19 protein-coding genes are annotated in these 16,029 nt (G+C 62.1%); 5 read left to right on the plus strand and 14 right to left on the minus strand.

The window, feature by feature from the left end:
* Nucleotides 1-57: 57 nt before the first annotated feature.
* From ACODSR_RS15435 to ACODSR_RS15460, 6 genes are all read right to left on the minus strand, one after another.
* Nucleotides 58-339, minus strand: coding sequence for a hypothetical protein (locus ACODSR_RS15435; RefSeq protein ID WP_489077537.1), 282 nt, complete (start codon nucleotides 337-339; stop codon nucleotides 58-60).
* A gap of 86 nt (nucleotides 340-425) precedes the next feature.
* Nucleotides 426-896 (minus strand): DUF736 domain-containing protein, encoded by a 471-nt coding sequence (locus tag ACODSR_RS15440; RefSeq protein ID WP_088189812.1) that lies wholly within the window; start codon nucleotides 894-896, stop codon nucleotides 426-428.
* Nucleotides 897-1,428: 532 nt separating this feature from the next.
* Nucleotides 1,429-2,715 carry a hypothetical protein gene (locus ACODSR_RS15445; RefSeq protein WP_489077538.1) on the minus strand — a complete coding sequence of 429 codons (1,287 nt, stop codon included), beginning with the start codon at nucleotides 2,713-2,715 and terminating at the stop codon, nucleotides 1,429-1,431.
* A 12-nt stretch (nucleotides 2,716-2,727) separates the two neighbouring features.
* Nucleotides 2,728-3,930 carry an ATP-binding protein gene (locus tag ACODSR_RS15450; RefSeq protein WP_489077539.1) on the minus strand — a complete coding sequence of 401 codons (1,203 nt, stop codon included), beginning with the start codon at nucleotides 3,928-3,930 and terminating at the stop codon, nucleotides 2,728-2,730.
* Nucleotides 3,931-4,024: 94 nt separating this feature from the next.
* Complete coding sequence (locus ACODSR_RS15455; protein ID WP_489077540.1) at nucleotides 4,025-4,588, minus strand: DUF5983 family protein; 564 nt, start codon at nucleotides 4,586-4,588, stop codon at nucleotides 4,025-4,027.
* A gap of 65 nt (nucleotides 4,589-4,653) precedes the next feature.
* Nucleotides 4,654-6,321, minus strand: coding sequence for an ATP-binding protein (locus ACODSR_RS15460; protein WP_489077541.1), 1,668 nt, complete (start codon nucleotides 6,319-6,321; stop codon nucleotides 4,654-4,656).
* Nucleotides 6,322-6,462: 141 nt separating this feature from the next.
* On the opposite strand from ACODSR_RS15460, the gene ACODSR_RS15465 reads away from it, so the two are divergent.
* Both ACODSR_RS15465 and ACODSR_RS15470 read left to right on the plus strand, forming a co-directional pair.
* A complete protein-coding gene (locus ACODSR_RS15465; RefSeq protein WP_489077542.1) occupies nucleotides 6,463-6,639 on the plus strand; it encodes a hypothetical protein in 177 nt (58 codons plus the stop codon).
* Entirely contained in the window at nucleotides 6,639-8,036 is a 1,398-nt protein-coding gene (locus ACODSR_RS15470; protein ID WP_489077543.1) for a DUF6880 family protein, read from the plus strand. Before ACODSR_RS15465 ends, ACODSR_RS15470 begins: the two co-directional genes overlap by 1 nt.
* A 37-nt stretch (nucleotides 8,037-8,073) precedes the next feature.
* Here the strand turns inward: ACODSR_RS15470 and ACODSR_RS15475 are convergent, their stop codons facing one another.
* The 3 genes from ACODSR_RS15475 to ACODSR_RS15485 all read right to left on the minus strand — a co-directional run bounded on the left by ACODSR_RS15475 (nucleotide 8,074) and on the right by ACODSR_RS15485 (nucleotide 10,653).
* Entirely contained in the window at nucleotides 8,074-9,030 is a 957-nt protein-coding gene (locus ACODSR_RS15475; RefSeq protein ID WP_489077544.1) for a DUF5983 family protein, read from the minus strand.
* A gap of 120 nt (nucleotides 9,031-9,150) precedes the next feature.
* Entirely contained in the window at nucleotides 9,151-9,363 is a 213-nt protein-coding gene (locus ACODSR_RS15480; protein WP_489077545.1) for a hypothetical protein, read from the minus strand.
* A gap of 93 nt (nucleotides 9,364-9,456) precedes the next feature.
* On the minus strand, nucleotides 9,457-10,653 hold the full coding sequence (locus ACODSR_RS15485) for a DUF932 domain-containing protein (protein ID WP_489077546.1): 1,197 nt from the start codon (nucleotides 10,651-10,653) through the stop codon (nucleotides 9,457-9,459).
* Nucleotides 10,654-10,836: 183 nt separating this feature from the next.
* On the opposite strand from ACODSR_RS15485, the gene ACODSR_RS15490 reads away from it, so the two are divergent.
* Together ACODSR_RS15490 and ACODSR_RS15495 are read left to right on the plus strand one after the other, a co-directional pair.
* Nucleotides 10,837-11,109, plus strand: a complete 273-nt coding sequence (locus ACODSR_RS15490; RefSeq protein ID WP_489077547.1) for a hypothetical protein — start codon at nucleotides 10,837-10,839, stop codon at nucleotides 11,107-11,109.
* Nucleotides 11,110-11,182: 73 nt separating this feature from the next.
* The gene (locus ACODSR_RS15495) at nucleotides 11,183-11,650 is read left to right on the plus strand and encodes a PIN domain-containing protein (RefSeq protein ID WP_207212471.1); all 468 of its coding nucleotides are present in this window, start codon (nucleotides 11,183-11,185) and stop codon (nucleotides 11,648-11,650) included.
* 51 nt (nucleotides 11,651-11,701) lie between these two features.
* Here the strand turns inward: ACODSR_RS15495 and ACODSR_RS15500 are convergent, their stop codons facing one another.
* The 5 genes from ACODSR_RS15500 to ACODSR_RS15520 all read right to left on the minus strand — a co-directional run bounded on the left by ACODSR_RS15500 (nucleotide 11,702) and on the right by ACODSR_RS15520 (nucleotide 14,889).
* Nucleotides 11,702-12,043 (minus strand): hypothetical protein, encoded by a 342-nt coding sequence (locus ACODSR_RS15500; protein WP_489077548.1) that lies wholly within the window; start codon nucleotides 12,041-12,043, stop codon nucleotides 11,702-11,704.
* A 32-nt stretch (nucleotides 12,044-12,075) separates the two neighbouring features.
* Nucleotides 12,076-12,894 carry an N-6 DNA methylase gene (locus ACODSR_RS15505; RefSeq protein ID WP_489077549.1) on the minus strand — a complete coding sequence of 273 codons (819 nt, stop codon included), beginning with the start codon at nucleotides 12,892-12,894 and terminating at the stop codon, nucleotides 12,076-12,078.
* A 117-nt stretch (nucleotides 12,895-13,011) separates the two neighbouring features.
* On the minus strand, nucleotides 13,012-13,710 hold the full coding sequence (locus tag ACODSR_RS15510; protein ID WP_489077550.1) for a hypothetical protein: 699 nt from the start codon (nucleotides 13,708-13,710) through the stop codon (nucleotides 13,012-13,014).
* 44 nt (nucleotides 13,711-13,754) lie between these two features.
* Nucleotides 13,755-14,417 carry a hypothetical protein gene (locus ACODSR_RS15515; protein WP_489077551.1) on the minus strand — a complete coding sequence of 221 codons (663 nt, stop codon included), beginning with the start codon at nucleotides 14,415-14,417 and terminating at the stop codon, nucleotides 13,755-13,757.
* Nucleotides 14,410-14,889: a hypothetical protein gene (locus tag ACODSR_RS15520; protein ID WP_489077552.1), complete on the minus strand. Its 480-nt coding sequence runs from the start codon at nucleotides 14,887-14,889 to the stop codon at nucleotides 14,410-14,412. Before ACODSR_RS15520 ends, ACODSR_RS15515 begins: the two co-directional genes overlap by 8 nt.
* 187 nt (nucleotides 14,890-15,076) lie before the next feature.
* Here ACODSR_RS15520 and ACODSR_RS15525 point away from each other — a divergent pair, with 187 nt between their 5' ends.
* Nucleotides 15,077-15,946: a Ros/MucR family transcriptional regulator gene (locus ACODSR_RS15525; protein WP_489077553.1), complete on the plus strand. Its 870-nt coding sequence runs from the start codon at nucleotides 15,077-15,079 to the stop codon at nucleotides 15,944-15,946.
* Nucleotides 15,947-16,029 lie beyond the last annotated feature (83 nt).

The following is a 16,029-nucleotide window of genomic DNA, read 5'->3' on the forward strand; positions in this document are numbered from 1 at the left end:
ATGGAAAAGGAAAAAGGGGCGCGAACGCGCAAAAGCGTCCCGCCCCATTATGTCGGATCAGTGCATGCTTGCCCGTACGCTGGCGAAAGCGGTTAAGCGCGTCAGGACGGCATTGACGATTTGCGCCGCATGGGGCGCAAAGGGCGTGCCTTCGAGTAGGTCATAGATAGCAGCGATGATCTCGCCGCATGTAACGCCGCCAGGTATTTCCGGCGAGCGGACCGCAAGCGTGTTTTGGGGTGCCAGCAGATCCCGGATAGCGGGACTGGCCATGATCGCGGCGCAGAGCGCCGAGAGATCGGACAGCGGCGCGATGTCATGAAAAGAAGGAAGCGGCATGGACTGTCTCCTCATGCGAAGAAAGGAAAAGGGCCGGGGAAGCCTGACGCCTCCCCGGCCCCGAACGGGTTCCGATCAACGGGTGATCAGAACGGGTCCTCCTCGCCAAACGGCGCGCCCGCACCGGCCAGCTCGCCGTCAGCCCCTGCGGTGCTGTCGCCGAAGCCGCCTTCGTCGCGCGAACCGCGATCGTCATAATTGGTGCGGCTGGTCCCCATGCTGCCCCCGAAGTCGGAGCGCATGGTGTCGCGCCGCCATGCGACCATGTAGCCGCCATGATCGGCCGGGAAGAGCGCGATCGGCAGCGGTTCAGGCAGGCTGGGATCGTCGATATTGCCGGCAAGGAAGACCTCGCCGGTGCGCTTGGACGCAGCCTCCCACAATGCGCCGACCTGAACCCAGCGACGCGCGACGTTGAGCGCCAGGATCTCATAGACCGGAGCCTTCTCATTCTCGCTCATGACCTTGCGCAGCCCGATGCGCGGGAGATCGATCGTGCGGGTGGCGATCGAGCCCGTCAGGCGGCCGTTCTGATTGAAGATTTCACCGATGTTCATCGTCTTGACCTTTCGAATGTCGCTCGAAATCCATTTTCCGGCGACACCCTCCCCGTCCCTTCTCTCCTCTCTGTCCCGACCTTGCCCCGCGCGCCGCGCGCCCGGAGAACATCGCTCCCCATCCCTCCGGCGCAACGCCATACCAGCCCACAATTCTGCGCCCCACCCCCCGGCAGGAGGGGTCGCCAGAACAGCCCCGCCGGGGGCAGCGCAGGTGGATGGGGCGCGAGGCTGGAGGCGCGGCGGTAGCCGCGGTGGGGCTACGGTCGAGCGAATAGCGGTAGCGGTGCGCAAGGTGAGATCATGCCGCTATCGCCAGCCAGCGGTCCGGCCAAGCCGGCGGCCTTGTCGTTACCCGATAGGCCTGAAGGGGCACGATCCCGCGAATGACATAATGCGGGATGCCCGTGTCCCGCCGAAGATTGAGGGCGATTTTATAGGCGTGATCGAATGAGCATAAGCGGCGCCGACAAGGCGACAACCGGGCGGGCAGATCGGACGAGGGCATCATGACCTCCATGCTAGGGTAGGTTCAGGCAGCGAGTGGCCGATCGGCAGCGGCGTTAAGTGCAAGTAGGCTTTCGAGCGTGACGTATGTGCGATTTGCCCGCCGGGTCCTGGGGCCTCGGACGGGCCTGGCCGGATCATTGAACCGGCAGCCGATACGCGCGGCATGCTTACCGATGACGGCGGGATCGCGGCCAAGCGCCTGGGCGACATCGACCATCGAGACGCCATGGATCCAGGCGTTGCGGATGGCGCAATCCTCGTCTGCACTGAACGCGCGCATGAAGCCATGCACCAGCCCCAGGCGATTGGCATGATAGAGGACAGCGCGCACGCCGCGACCAAGGTCCCGGGCAATGTCCCGTGTCGGGACCTTGCCATAATCCGCTCGCAACCGGGCTTCTTCCTTGGCCGTCCAGACAGATCCCTGCCGAAACCCGTCACGGCGGACATGCGTGCCGCGCAAGCCAAGCGCCTCTGCACGCCAGCGGATGGAATGCGGGCTGCGGCCAAGCCGCTCCCGCAGGGGCGTAAGGCTCGCCCCGGTAGCGTAGGCGTGGCGCAGCAGCTCGTCTTCCTCGATGATCCACGGCCTGCCCCACCCTCTGCCGTAACCCAGTTTGCGAAGGCGTTGGCCAAGGCTGCGACTGTTCCGGGCCGGAAATCCCTCAGAAACGAGCGCCTTGGCAATGACGACATAGGGCACGCCTGTGGCCGCGAGTGTGAGTGCGCGGGTCATTTCCGCGTCGCTCCAGTCGTCCGGCTGGCAGGCATGGCGCAGACCCAGCGCCGAAGCGCGGGAGATGGCTCCGGCAAAAGGTCGGCCGATCAGGCTGGCAATCTGGGCAACGGGCACAGCTTTCTCGTAGCCGGCGCGAAGCTGTGCATCTTCCCAACCGCTATAGGGCGGGGATCCGGGCTCGGAGAGTCCGAGCAGTTGCGCACGGGCATAGAGGGCGCTCACACCGCGGCCGAGGCGGGCGGCCAGTGTCGCGGTTGGTTCGTGCGTGTAGCAGCGCGCCAGTTCCTCATCTTCCCACGCGATCCAGGATCGCCGCGAGTTTCTGCGAAGGCCAAGATCATATATGCGCGTGGCGATGCTGGCACGAGATCGGCCCAGCACCGTGGCAATCTCCTCTAGCGTGCAGTCATCGGCGAAGGCGGCGCGCAAACGCATCGTTTCATCTGGGAGCCATGCGTCGGCACGGAAGGCCAGTTCGGCAAGTGGCGCTGTCGCGCCTGTTTCCTGGTCAGGGACGAACGGGGTGAGTTCGACGATATCAGCGTCGAGATCGAAGCTTGTCTCTTTCATGGCACTCTCCATTCAGACCAGGCCGATAACGGGCGTATCAACGACACGCAGGCGCAACCGGGCCGACAGCCGCGCGATCCGCGTTTCGCCGCGCGGCATGGTGTCGGACGCACCGATCGCGGCGAGCAGGTCGAGCCCGGCATCGATATCGTTCGCAGGCAGGGCAAGGTGCCGCACCAGATCATCTGCCGTGGTGGCGTTGGGCGCTATGCTGCCCAGCGCGCCGACAATCCGTGCAGCGGCGGGGGCGGCCGGATCGAGTAGGAAGGCGTCGAGCGCGCGTTGGCCTCGCATGGTCACCCGATCGCCCCTTATCGGCATGACCTCGCGCAGGGCGTCGAGATCAAGCAGGGTACGGCTCTCATCGGCATCAAGATCGGCGGCAGCGACTAGATCGGGCGTGCGGCCGATATGGGGGGTGATCGTCTGATCGATCTTCGCCAGCACCGGGATCGCCGCGAGCGCGGGTCCGAAGGCGAAGAACTCACCGGGCGGAAGCTGGCGCAGCAGCGCCGCCTGGTCGCTGCCGAACCCCAGAAGGTCGGCAGCACGTGCCACGTCGCGATCAAAGACATTGAGGCCGATCAGATGATTGTGCAGTTCGGAAACCACCGAACTGGCCAGCTTGGCGAGACGCTGGGTCGCGATGATCGTACCGATCCCGCGCTTGCGACCCCGCGCGCACATATCCGTCAAGGTGGCGACCCCCAGGCGGCGGGTTTCTGCGTCGCGGGCCGAGGCTGCCATATGCGGCGCGAGCAGATGCGCCTCGTCGATACATACCAGCACGGTGTGGGCCCAATGTTCGCGCGGTGTCGAGAGCAGGCCCGCAAAGAAGGCCGCAGCCTTCTCGATGCGGTGATCGGGCTCCAGATCGGTAAGGTCGAGATGGAGGGCGATACGATGCTGCCGCGTTCGCAGCGCGAGCGCTGTGAGACCATCATTGGCATATTCGCGTGCGATGACCGTCGTTGCGCCGATATGCGTAGCAAGGTTGGCGAACTCGCCTTCCGGATCGACAATGATGGTGGTGAGATAATCGAACGCTTCTTCAATGATCCGGCGCAGCGTCTGGCTTTTGCCCGCGCCCGAAGATCCCTGGATCAGACAGCGCCCCGCCATCAGTTTACCCAGATCCAGTTCGAGCGGACTGGTCGATGAGCGGCCGAGCGGGACTTTCGTGTCACGGGTGAAATCATGGTTGGCGATGGTCATCTGATGTCCTTCTTCACCCGGCGTCGCGCAGAGCGGCCGGAGATGCTGGTCGAGGGAATGGGCTTGACGCGATAAGTGGCTGGCGACCTGGCGATCAGGGATGCTTGTGCTGCGATCCCTCGATCGACTGTTCGGAGAGCGTGGCGTCCTTTTCACAGGCCTCGCAAAAGGCTGCTTCGAACACAGCGCCGAGCGCCCAGTCCTGGGCATCATCGTCCCAGCGCGCCCAGGCATCGCGCATTACCTCGGCGCTGCCACATGCAGAACAGCGGATCGTGATCCTGGCAGCGGGGTTCGCGGCATTGACCGATTCTCCGGCGTCGCCCGTTGCCTCCCCCTGCCCGGCCGCGAAGACCGGGAACCGATCGGAAGGCGGTTCATCACGGTCGAAGCTCAGCCAGTTCGCTCCAGCCTTGCGGGCGTCCGACAGCAAAGCCCAGAATTCGGGCGAAAGCCCATCGGGGCGATCGGGCCAGTCATCGATGAAGCCAAGATGGACCCAGAAGCCATATTGGTGGGCCTCGATCGACAAGATCGGATGATCGACGATGATCCGGCCGCTCCTTCGCGGCGCGTGCTGGATCAGCCGGTCGATGGCGTTATTCTCGGCGCGGGGAAGATGCGCTGTCGAACAGGCGCAGACGGGGAAGCGGCGCATGGCCGGTCTCCTTGATTGGGTTGGGACAGGGGTGACAGGCGCGGCGAGCAAACTCGGGCACCCTTTCAATTCGGCAAGAAATCGACCGTGATGGCACCGCGCTCGGCGTGAATGACGATCTTGCGATCGAGCGGGATCAGCCAGCTCAGATTATCCCATGCGCTCATGTCGATGGCTTCGAGGGTGGCAGCGTCCTCCCCAAGGAGGATATGCGTAGCGTGCTGCCGCGCCTCGCGTTCGAAGGATCGCGACTGGGTGTCCCAGCTGTCGCAGTCGCCATCATCAGCCCCACAGAAGATCGTCGCATAGATCATGCGGCTCAGTCTGTCCGGGGTGATACCACCATCGCGCGTGGCCAGGATGATGGCCTCCTCAATATCCCAGCCGCCATTGCGGCAGACGAGCGCCGGGATTTCGATGGAATGGACGCTGCGTGGCGCGTCCGTGCGACCGGTTTCACAAACCGTCAGCTCGATGACGATCCGGTCGACCAGGCCACAAGCGAAATCGGCGGGGAGACACATGTCGTCGTCATAGCGATGCACGGAGCCTTCCCGGTCGATGCGCAGGGAAATATCCCTGATCACCGGGAGCGTGTCATACCAGGCATAGCCTTGCAGCGCGTCTTCCGTCTCGACGAGTTGCACATCCCCAATGGGCGGTTTGCCCCGAGCCAGCGCAAGCGCCTGCGCAATATCAGGCTCCAGTGAGGGCACGATCAGCATTGCGCCTTCAGGAGCGATCATGCGGCTGCTGCGCCCATGACAGTCGTCGGCTGTCTGCGGCCGCCAGATCGCCAGCCCTGAGCGCGCTTGCGGCAGAGTGACGCCCAGCTCGCACGCCCGCTGCCAGGCGGCAAAGGGCAGCCGATGGTCCGGTTGGGTCTCGATGGCCTTGTACAGGATCTGCTCGGCAGCGTCGCGAAGCGCCATCAATGCCGCGTTATCGATGACCTCCTTGCGCGCCGGCAGAACCATATGAATTTCCAGCGCATCCATAATATCGATCCGGACCGTCCAGAGACTGCCATTGTCTTTTTCTTCCCGAACCGTCGGCAAGGCGCGTTTGACGCGGTGCCCGTGAAAATTGATGCGTTGGTCTCTTGGCCAATCAGGATCCCGGTCATAGACACCGATACGGCAGCCGCAGGCCTGCTCAACAAACATGGCGTCCTTGAGAAAGTCTTCCCGGACCAGCATCGCGCCGTTCAACGTAATCGGTATGGGAAAATGGCGGGCGGCATCGACGACGGCGGCGTGCAGGCCATGTATCCACTCGTCCGGCATTTCGATCGAGATCAGCGTGCCCTGATCGATCATGCCCTGTCCAAGGGCAAGCGGCGCGCCGCTGTCCCATGCGTCGGCGGGAATCTCGACTTTCCAGGCCGCGCCCGCAGAGGGAGAGAAGGACTGGATTTCGACCGCGCGGCCGGCAAGGCTGAACATGCCCATGCCGGCCGGGTCTTCGCAGCGGGCAATGTCATCGCCCCAGCCCGAATGTCCCAACATCAGCAGGGCGGCAGGATCATCGATGCCGCAGCCATCATCACGGATATGAAGAAGGGAGCGACCTTCCGGCTCTGTGCGGTCGACCGCGATACAGGTGGCGCCGGCGCGCCTGGCGTTCTGGAAAATCTCATGGAGGCAGTCCCGGCTATCGCCTGAAAAAAGGCGGGACGCGCGGTGAATCGCGTCGGGACTGACAGCGCTATGGATCGTTGTTGGAAGGGGCATGGTGTTCTCCCTGGGCCCGGACTGGAACCCTTACCCCGCCCCGCTCCCTCCCCTCCGTTCGTCTTTGAGGACCATGACGCCCGCGGATGCCACTATGCATCCGATATTGCGGCAGCGGTCCCGGACTGCGAAGGACAAGGAATGCCTCAGGATCTGGATTCGCAACTCACCGACTTTCTGCGCCGCCTGCCGGACTGGATGCGCCGGGACATCTCCGCCGCCGATCCAGCGCGGCGCGAGCGCGCGGAAGAGGCGCTGCACGCCATGCTGCTTGCGCTGGTCAAGGGGACAGGACGGTCAACAGGTGCAGACATCTGATGGCGGCCTCCGTTAGTGGTAAACGCTGCACCGGCAGGATGACGCTCGAAGCGATCGAAGCGCTGGGACCAGCGCGCCTTGCCCGGCTTGTCCTGGCCCAGGCGGAGCGTGACGCCATATTCTCCCGCGCGGTCCGTATGGAACTGGCGGCGAAGGACGATAGCGGACGCCTGGCCCACGAAATCGACAAGCGGCTGAAGACCATCCGGCGTTCGCGCGGGTTCCTCGAATGGGACAAGGTTGGTCCGCTCGCGCGCGAACTAGACCAGTTGCGTGAATCCATATTGGGACCACTGGCCGAAACCTCGCTAAGCCAGGCGATCGATAGCATGAAGTTGCTGCTGAGCCTTGCCGAACCGGTGTTCGAAAGGTCCGACGACAGCAGCGGTTCGCTGGGCACCGTATTCCGCCAGGGCGGCGAGGATCTGGGACTGCTGTGGGCCCGAGCCGATGTACCCGATGTCGAGCAGCTCACCGGGGATATTTTAACGCTGATCGAAGGGGATGGCTATGGCGTGTTCGACGACCTGCCGGACGCGGCTTCCCCGGCTCTGGGGCAGGAAGGCCGCGCAGCGTTGCGACGGATGCTGCTTGAACGGCAGGCGGAAAAGACCGGACCCGAGCGACGGCAATTCGACTATAAGGTCGGCTGGCTGTTGCCCAAGCTCGCCGACCTCGACGGCGATGTGGACGCCTATATTGCGACAGTCGATCCCGACCGGCGTAATACGCTGCTCAATGCGCAGGTTGCCGCCCGCCTGATCGCGCAGGATCGTGCGGCAGAAGCTCTCGACTGGATCGACGCTCCGGTTGAGCGCTGCCATAATGAGCGCGAAATCGCCGATCTCAAATTACGCGCCTTTGAGGCGCTGGGCCGCAGGGACGATGTGCAGGCGCAGCGCAAGGCGATCTTCGACCACTGGCTTGACGCTCAGGCGCTACGCGAATGGCTCAAGGCATTGCCTGATTTCGAGGATGTCGCCGCAGAGAGGCAGGCTCTCGATCAGGCCATGACCTATGATCGAGCGACATCGGCACTGGAATTCCTCATTGCCTGGCCCGATCTCAAGCGCGCTGGCAAGCTGACAAGGGAAAGGCTCGAAGATCTGGAAGCCCGGACCTATGACATTCTGCGTCCTGCCGCTGAGGCTTTGTCTCAGGCCGATCCGGGCGGGGCCACCTTGCTCTATCGCCGACTGGTGACTGGCGTGCTCGACCGGGCGAGTTCGAAATATTACCCCTATGCCGCGCGGGACTTCGCGGCGGCGACGGCCCTGGCCGACCGTATCGCAGGTGATGTCGATGTCGGACCGCATGATGACTGGCTGGCAGGTCTTCGCAAGGCGCATGGACGCAAGATTGGATTCTGGAATCAGGTAGCGGGTAAATTCGCGTAATCTCCTGAAAGCCACAGCCGACCAGTCGGAAAGCTCCTTACCAATCGTGCAGCGGCAACCCGTCGATGTCACCGCCATCGCAGTCGAAGAGCAGGAACTGGAAGCCGCGCTCGCGGCCAAAGGCGATGAGGCGCAGCAGGTCCTGCGGCAACTGCGCGCTGCGATCATGATCGACGGCACGCGTCGGCACGAACCAGCCATAGACCGAAGCCGCAATATCAATCGGTCGGTCGCTGGGTGGCCAGGATGCCCATTTATCGAGGCACGAGGCGGTATGAACCGTCAGATGGGCGGTCGACAGCACGCAATAGCGACCCTGCTCGATCGATCCGGCGACGAGCGCGCGCTGATGTGCGACGGGCGCAATACGCATGCGATCCTTCGTGCAGCTTTCCGACGGATGAGATTCGAAATAGCTTGATATCGCTTCTGAGTCGGACAGGTTATTCGGGTCGCGCGCGTCGTCGATCTCGCTCCAATATTCACGGCAATAAGCAGCGATTTCCACGTCGAGAGCCATCGCATCGACTGCGACGTGGATATTCATTCCATGCCGATGTTCAATCACGGCAGTATGGACCTCTATCGCCAGATGGTCCTCATGGCTGGTCCCGATTGCGGGTTGGGGGAGTGCGTCATATCCGGGCGGTGGAAACGACTTCGATCCGGCGTACCGAACGGGCGCAGTTGCGCGAATGACCGGACGGCGAGGATCTGACCAGTCGATCGTGTCGGCAATCCAACGGGGCACGAAATCCCAGTCGAACGACAATGGATATTCGCCTTCTACGGTGCGCCATGCAGCCTCGACCGCATCGACCCAGCCTACCACGATCAGACGCAGCGCCGCCGTGCCGAGCGTATCGACGCATTTGCGCAAGACGAGCGCCAGACTGCTTGCATCGGGATTGGTCTCTTGGCGATCGCGCAGTTCGAGGACGGCTTCCCAAAGACAAGCAGCGGTTTCGAGATGGGATAATGTGTAGCGGGTCATGGAGATGGCTCCAGGGGGAGGTGGCACGACGCCCACGGTTCGGACAGCGGCTGGATCGGCACACCCGTCCCAGGATTGCGGTTCGGAAGTTCTGCCATCGAGATTGATCGCAGAGCATGATTAGGCCGTGCGGACGGTGGCGGTTCGACTGAGGTCAGGAATGCGCGCATCGTCATAGACGCTGTTCACCGACATCTGCAGCGCCTGTTGCTCCGCAGCAAACCAGGTGGATGCAGGAATGGTGTAAGTCTCGGTGGCATATCGCTCACCGCCGCTGAAAAAGGTGATGTCGACGATAAATTGCGGCAGGGGAAGGGACGAATGGGCGCGCATGGCAGCATCCTTTCATGACGATGGCCACCCCGGCGAATGACCGGGATGGCGAGGAGGAAGGTGGAGAAGGCATGAGAGCGGCGGCGCCGGGCCTCAAAGCGCCTGTTCGAGCAGCTTTCTGGCCTTGTTTTCCAGATCGAGGCGGCTGTCCTGATGCGGCTTCGCGCGCGCCAGCGCCGTTATGCCCTGGACGAAATCATAGATGGATTCCGGTGGACGGCCTTCCTCGGCCAGCACGGTCTGGATAATCTTTGCGGTCTCGGCCTTGGAAAAGCCGCGTTTGCGCAGGAAGGGTTCGCGCTCTTCCTCCTTGCGCGCGACGATCCGCTCGCGAGCGGCCTTGATGCCGGAGATGAAATGCGACGGCGAGGAGTTCGCGAAATGCTCGAGCGCCGGCGCGGCCTGATGCGCGAAACGGGCACCGGCGAATTTCGAGTGGCGAATATTGACCTCCTCGAAATTCTCGACCCCCCACAAGCACCGGTTGGCGCACACACCGCGCAGATAGAAGGTCGCGATTCCGAGCGTTTTGGAGCCGACCTCGCTGTTCCAGGCATAGAAGCCGCGAAAATAAAGGTCGGGATCGCCGTTAGGCAGCTTGCCCGCCTCAATGGGGTACGTATCGTCCACGAGGAACAGGAAGATGTCCCGGTCCGATGCGTAGAGCGTGGTCGTCTCCCTGGTGATATCGACATGAGGGTTATAGGTCATGCTGCCCCAGTCGATGGTTCCGGGCACCTTCCAGCGCGTGTCGCCGACGCCATCGCCGGCAAAGGCCATCACCGCCTGGACCAGTTCCCAGTCGAAGATCCTGCCATATTCCGACCCGGTAGCCGCCCGCAATTCGGTGCGACCATTGTCGGTCTGAAGCAGTTTAACCTGCTCGCCCCGGTGGTTGATCAACCCATGCTGCAGGTTGATGCCGGCAAGCGCGGCAGGCAGCTGCCGCAGATAAGAGGCCGGGGCACCGACGAGACTTGCTACCTGGCCGAAAGACCAGTTGGTGGGGGCAAGCGGTCGATCATCGCCAGGCACCACCAGCATCAGCCGCTCTGGATTGTCGCTTTTCGCCTCGACCCGGATCGACCGGCTTTCAACGATACGCGTGGTCGCACGGTCGGCGCGGCCGCGCACGGCATCATAAAGACTGGTCAGCGAGAGATATTTCTCGTCGTCGGGACGGGAGAACCACTCGGACGATGCGCGGCTGCTCATGCGTCCGCGCGAGACATCGATCCGATAGGGCGCCGTAACGCGGGGGCTTTCGTTCATGGGGGCAAGGGTCGCCATGGGAATCGTCTCCTTGAGATGCAGAGCGACAGGTGCTTCACCGCTCCTGTCACATCCCCGCCCCTCCCTTCCCTTTCACGCACCGCGATATCGGGTTCACGAAACCCCGACCGGTGCGGCAGGTACGACGGCGGCTTGTATGTTTTACAAATTGGTATATATGTTCAACGAAAGGAGGCCATGATGGCGAGGAAGCACGAGGATCATCTGTCCCAGCGACATGGAGCGGTCGTGGCCGCTGCCAAGGCGGCGGGTTTGCTGTCGGGCACGAACAGCGCGGTCGGCGCCCGCGTGCCACGCGAACTCATCGATCGCGCCAAGATGCGCAGCGGCATCGCCTCGACCACCGATCTTGTCGAATATGCGCTCGCCAAAGTGGCGCTTGAGGATGATTTCGGAGCCAGGCTTGTGCGCCGAAAGGGCACGATCCCTGCGGATATTGCGCTTGGGATTTGATCGCAAGGCCTCACTGCGCCGGATAAGGCCGCAGCGATCTGGTGCCAGGCTGTCGCGACGACCCGAAGAGGCATTGCCGCTGGTTCACAAGGCCGCTGTCATAGGCCGCGAGCTTCTGCTCGACACGTGCGTCTATATTGACGTGCTCCAGGGTAAGACACCGGTTGAAGTAGACTGTTTGCTGGAAAACCGGATCGTCAATCATTCCTGCGTCGCGCTTGCCGAGATGACCCACCTGATGGGCGCGCTCGATCCTGCCGACAAGCGCACAGCGTCGGTCCTCAAGACGCTGGGACGGACAATCGACGATATCCCGGAGCATCGCCTCAGCGCGCCCTCCTCCCGCATGTTCGCAGAGGCCGGTATGCTGGCAGGCATGGTCACACGGCTTTGCGGCCAACCCCATTCGATCGCCCTGCTCAACGATGCGCTGCTGTTTCTGCAGGCTGCCGCGACCGGCTGTGACCTGCTGACAGGCAACCGGCGCGATTTCGATTTTTTCGATCAGATCATTCCTGGGACGGGCGTCATCCTGTATTGACCCGTCACATAGGCGCGGGAAACCGACCATGCTCGCGACCGCCAGGATCGGTCAGGCAACATGCCAGCAGCACCAGCGTTCAGCCGCCTGCCGTGGACTGAGCAGGCCATGATTGCCGGCGCACCATGAACGAAAAGAAGGATCGAGCGCGAGTCCCGGATCGGCGAGCCGGTCGATGACGTCCTGCATGAAGCGATCGACCGGGCCGATGGCGGCCCCGGCTCGAGCATGAGCGACCGCGGCCTGAAGTTGCGTCACCATTTTCTCGGCTTCATCGATCGAAATATCCTCGATCGCACGCATGCCGCCGCGCGGTCCGCAGATGGCCAATGTTATAATTGCCGTGCCGGACGTCATCCGGCCCAGGGCGTCGATATGGACATGTCGGGACATGCCAATCTCCTATGATGTGAGGCGTGAGAATGTCAGAAAAGGCTCAACTGTCGCGGCATGGATCGCTGCGATCCCCCTGGTTCGTGCGATGGCGGAACGGCGCCTTGCGATGGTGAAGTCGGGCCGGTCGCGATGGTCGCGCGTTGGGCGGTCTCAGCCACGGGTTCGCAACGTTGACGAAGGGCGAGCCGAGCGGTCCATCCCCCCAATATATGTGCCGGTGTAAACCAATGGTCACATGTTTCACCCGTTAGGGAGTTTCCGACCATAAGATGTGCCGGGATATGAAGCAGTGAGAGCTGGATATAGGCCATGTGGATAGCGCGCGGATCGATATCGATCGCCGTCACGTGAAGGTGCCGCTGATAGTTATGGCCGATATCGCGCATGGCCTCGGCAAGCGCGATCACCATCGATCCCGCGCCGCAAGCGGGCTCCATGGCGGTCACGAAGCCATGCGGCGCGATCATAGCTTCCACATTTTCGCGACTCCCCAGAGTGGCCTGCGCGATGCAGCGGCTGAGCGCATAGGGTGTGAAATATTGCCCGCGCGCTTTGCTGTGAAGGTCAAGCTCGTGGAACAGGGTGCCCAGCACGTCGTCAGGCCCGGCCTCGAGAGCCCGGACCAGTTCAGCGAGAATTTGCGGGAACAAGTCGAGGATCTCGCGCGGGTAGCGCCCGACAATATTCAGATAACGAGCCTCGCGCGGTTCGCGGGCGCGCAGGTCGATACTGTTGGCCATGGCGATCGCGATCGCCTCCATGCAGTCACCAAAGACGGTATAGAGGTCATGGCGCGGCTGGCTACGGCGCAAGAGCGCCGCCATGGCTTTGACATGCGGCTTGTGCACGAATGCCTCCGCAATTGAAGATGAGATGGAACGGCGCCGAAGGGCCGAACAGCGACGGGCTTTCTTCTCAAGCCCTGTTTGCGTCCGACCGGCGTTTGGGCGGAGAGGAAATGGCGCTCAGGAAGCCCTTAGCCATTCGTAGAGAAGATGATCGTCAGGACCATATTGCGAGCCGATGGCGATCCGGATCAGACGGCCGTCGCAGGCGAAGGCGGAGGCCCTGGGAAAGGACAGGTAGGAACGACCTTCGAGGATCAGGTCGCCCGAGCGCACTTTGGTGATGTCGCGGGTCGTACCAAGCAGTCGATGACCAGACGGTGCGTCCAGAAGCCTCAGCCGATCACCTGCTTTTACGCGCTTCTTGAACGCCCCTAATGATAGGACCGTATCGACGGGATTGCGGATACCCTGACGTTTTGCCAAAGCCGTCCAATAGGCCTGGCCGATGCGGACCTCACCGTAGAAACTGCATGACCAGAAATCCTGCAAGGGATTGGTTCGCGTAAAGCCGAACCGTTCCATCTGATCGCGCACCTCGCCAATAAAAGCGTCCTGCGCTTCACGGCCGGTGAGGTCGTCCGGGGTATCGAGGATTTCCGCGATGACCTTGCGTCCGCCCGCAAATGTCTCGGTGCGGATCGCAAAGCTGGTGCCAGTAAAATGCTGGGCGAGATGGCGTTCGATCCGGGAGGCGAGCGATGACAACGCTTCGTCGGCGCGGTAGAGATCGCCTTCATAATGGAAATTGCCGCGTTCGTCATGGTCGGTCTGGCTATACAGGCGCGCGGACGCGCCCGGCGCGTTAGCGTCGGTCATGATGTCATCCTTATGGCTCGATCAGATTTGGAGGGGCGGGTGCGTCAGGCCGACGGCACTTCCATTGAGGGAGGCACGCTGTGGTCTGCTTCCGTTCGGGCGAGAACCCAGTCGAGATAGCCAAGACGCGTGTCGCCCTTGGCGACCTCGGTCTGCCAATCGGCAGAGGGATATTGTGGATAGTCGATCCATGGATCAAGCGGTTCCACCGATGGCGTCACTGCAGATCGGACCAACCGGCGCGCCAGTTCCTCCTGGGTGCTGGCAAATTCGACATGATCGGCAAATATCGCGCACCATCCTCCACCAAAACTGTCGCGACGTGGGCGCGAACAGCCATAGCTCCAGTCGAACCCGACAGGCGCGGCCTGCAAGCTCTCCTGGCAACAGCGTCGGATGAGTTCTGCAATCGGACCTGGCTGGAAGTCGGTCGTGCCATAAATGGCGACGATGCACTCGGCTGCTCCTGCAATCTCGATCTCGGCCCCGAAATGCGGGAAGTCCGGATCATCGAAAATCTCAAGGAGGCCATTGAACGGATTGGCGAGATCGGTCGGCATGAAGGCGGCGAGGAATTCAGCGCTCGGCTCCCCCGGGGAAAAATCACCCAGCAGGTCGGACGCGTGCTGCCACGCCTCCTCGATCAACGCACCTTCCCAGGCCGTGCAGGTGAACGCGAAGGAAGCTTGGACATAATGGTCAGCCATGGACCGGCTCCATCATTGTTTCATCGATCGGTTCTTCATCGACGAGCATCAGCGGGTTCTGGCGTGCAAGCTGGTAGTCATTTTCGATTGCCACGATGCTTCCCAGTTCCCGAATGCGTTCGATCGAAAAGAGCTGCTGGTCATCTTCAGTCGTCAGATAGTGTCGCGGTTCGCCATGGCCCCCGTATATGACGCGCACGGAGGGGAAGCTTCCTGCATATCCGCCTGACCATCGGACATATTGAAGGCCAAGACGTCGACAGCATAATTCGATTCTCCCGAAGCATCCATTGGCCACTTCGTGATCCTTCAAGGTGAGAGGATCATTTACGGGAAGGCAGGCGGGATCGAAGGGCGTTCCGTCCCAATCGATAGCCGCATTTTCGTTACCGATCGCCTGAACGAGAACGGGATATTGTGAGCGGGGAAGCACACCGCCTATCATGATATGCGCGGATACACGGTAGGCCATGACACGCCTTTCGTAGTTACTGGACTCCAGTCGGTCTCCCCATTCCTACCCCCTCCCCTTTACCGGACCGTATGACCGTCACTCATTCCCGTCTTGCATGAGCTGCAGATTCCCGCTTAGCTACAGCGCAGTTCCAGTCCGGCGATAACCGGCATCCTCCATTCGTTCCTCAACCAGGAGTCCTTTCGTGGCCGATACCGAGCAGCCTGATTTCACCGCAATGACGGTGCAGTTACTAAGCGCCTATTTTTCCAACAATCAGGTTCCAGCCGGCGACATCGCGGGCATCATCGAAGCGACCCGCGGCGCGCTCGAACGGAAGGCCGACGTGGAAGTGCCGGCGGCACCCGACCATGTTCCTGCTGTATCGATCCGCAAGAGCCTGAGCTCGCGCGAGCACATCATCAGTATGCTTGATGGCAAGCCGTACAAGACCCTCAAGCGGCATCTGGCAGTCAACGGGCTGACACCCGCCGAATATCGCGAGCGCTATAATCTTCCCAAGGATTATCCCCTGGTCGCGCCTGCCTATTCGGAACAGCGGCGCACCGTCGCGCAAAAGCTCGGCCTTGGACGGCGGGTTGGCGCGAAAGCACAGGATGCGGTTCCGGTAGTGGAAGCATCACCCGTGGTAGAGCCAGCACCAGTTGTCGAAGTCGCGCCGGTAAGTACGACGGAAGCAAAGCCCAAGCGCGGCCGCGGCAAGGCGGCCGCTGCCAAACCCAGCGAACAGGCCGAAATCGTGGCGTCTGAGCCAAAGCCGAAACCTGCGACTGTGCCCGCGAAAGCGGAGGCCGCGACAATAAAGCCTGCCAGGAAGAAGCTGGGCGTTAGAACTGCGAAGGCCCAGACAGCAGCCCTAAAGGAGCCGGTGGAACCCGCAGTAGCGGAGCCTGCAAAGGCCAAACCTGCCAAGCCAGCCACCGGGAAAAGGACAACTGGAAAGGCCGCAACGCCAAAGGCCGCGACAACCGCTAAGCCGAAAGCCGCAAGGCAACGCGCATCTGCGCAGGACAAAGGCGCTGCTAAGGTAGCAGCACCAGCGCCGACGGAATGATATCCTGGACGAGGTGCGCCATAACAAGCCGCACCTCGTCTGTTCGTTGGTGAAGGAGCGCCTCAACAGCATTAAGGCAAATC

The sequence above is a fragment of the Sphingobium sp. FG125 genome, assembly GCF_057809795.1.

Bases quoted from the DNA above. Each gene is read 5' to 3' on its own strand.
- ACODSR_RS15460 (WP_489077541.1), bottom strand. From the start codon at position 6,321: ATGCCCCTTCCAACAACGATCCATAGCGCTGTCAGTCCCGACGCGATT.
- ACODSR_RS15450 (WP_489077539.1), bottom strand. From the start codon at position 3,930: ATGACCATCGCCAACCATGATTTCACCCGTGACACGAAAGTCCCGCTC.
- ACODSR_RS15510 (WP_489077550.1), bottom strand. From the start codon at position 13,710: ATGACCGACGCTAACGCGCCGGGCGCGTCCGCGCGCCTGTATAGCCAG.
- ACODSR_RS15445 (WP_489077538.1), bottom strand. From the start codon at position 2,715: ATGAAAGAGACAAGCTTCGATCTCGACGCTGATATCGTCGAACTCACC.
- ACODSR_RS15515 (WP_489077551.1), bottom strand. From the start codon at position 14,417: ATGGCTGACCATTATGTCCAAGCTTCCTTCGCGTTCACCTGCACGGCC.
- ACODSR_RS15480 (WP_489077545.1), bottom strand. From the start codon at position 9,363: ATGCGCGCCCATTCGTCCCTTCCCCTGCCGCAATTTATCGTCGACATC.
- ACODSR_RS15490 (WP_489077547.1), top strand. From the start codon at position 10,837: ATGGCGAGGAAGCACGAGGATCATCTGTCCCAGCGACATGGAGCGGTC.
- ACODSR_RS15470 (WP_489077543.1), top strand. From the start codon at position 6,639: ATGGCGGCCTCCGTTAGTGGTAAACGCTGCACCGGCAGGATGACGCTC.
- ACODSR_RS15465 (WP_489077542.1), top strand. From the start codon at position 6,463: ATGCCTCAGGATCTGGATTCGCAACTCACCGACTTTCTGCGCCGCCTG.
- ACODSR_RS15440 (WP_088189812.1), bottom strand. From the start codon at position 896: ATGAACATCGGTGAAATCTTCAATCAGAACGGCCGCCTGACGGGCTCG.
- ACODSR_RS15435 (WP_489077537.1), bottom strand. From the start codon at position 339: ATGCCGCTTCCTTCTTTTCATGACATCGCGCCGCTGTCCGATCTCTCG.
- ACODSR_RS15500 (WP_489077548.1), bottom strand. From the start codon at position 12,043: ATGTCCCGACATGTCCATATCGACGCCCTGGGCCGGATGACGTCCGGC.
- ACODSR_RS15485 (WP_489077546.1), bottom strand. From the start codon at position 10,653: ATGGCGACCCTTGCCCCCATGAACGAAAGCCCCCGCGTTACGGCGCCC.
- ACODSR_RS15455 (WP_489077540.1), bottom strand. From the start codon at position 4,588: ATGCGCCGCTTCCCCGTCTGCGCCTGTTCGACAGCGCATCTTCCCCGC.
- ACODSR_RS15520 (WP_489077552.1), bottom strand. From the start codon at position 14,889: ATGGCCTACCGTGTATCCGCGCATATCATGATAGGCGGTGTGCTTCCC.
- ACODSR_RS15475 (WP_489077544.1), bottom strand. From the start codon at position 9,030: ATGACCCGCTACACATTATCCCATCTCGAAACCGCTGCTTGTCTTTGG.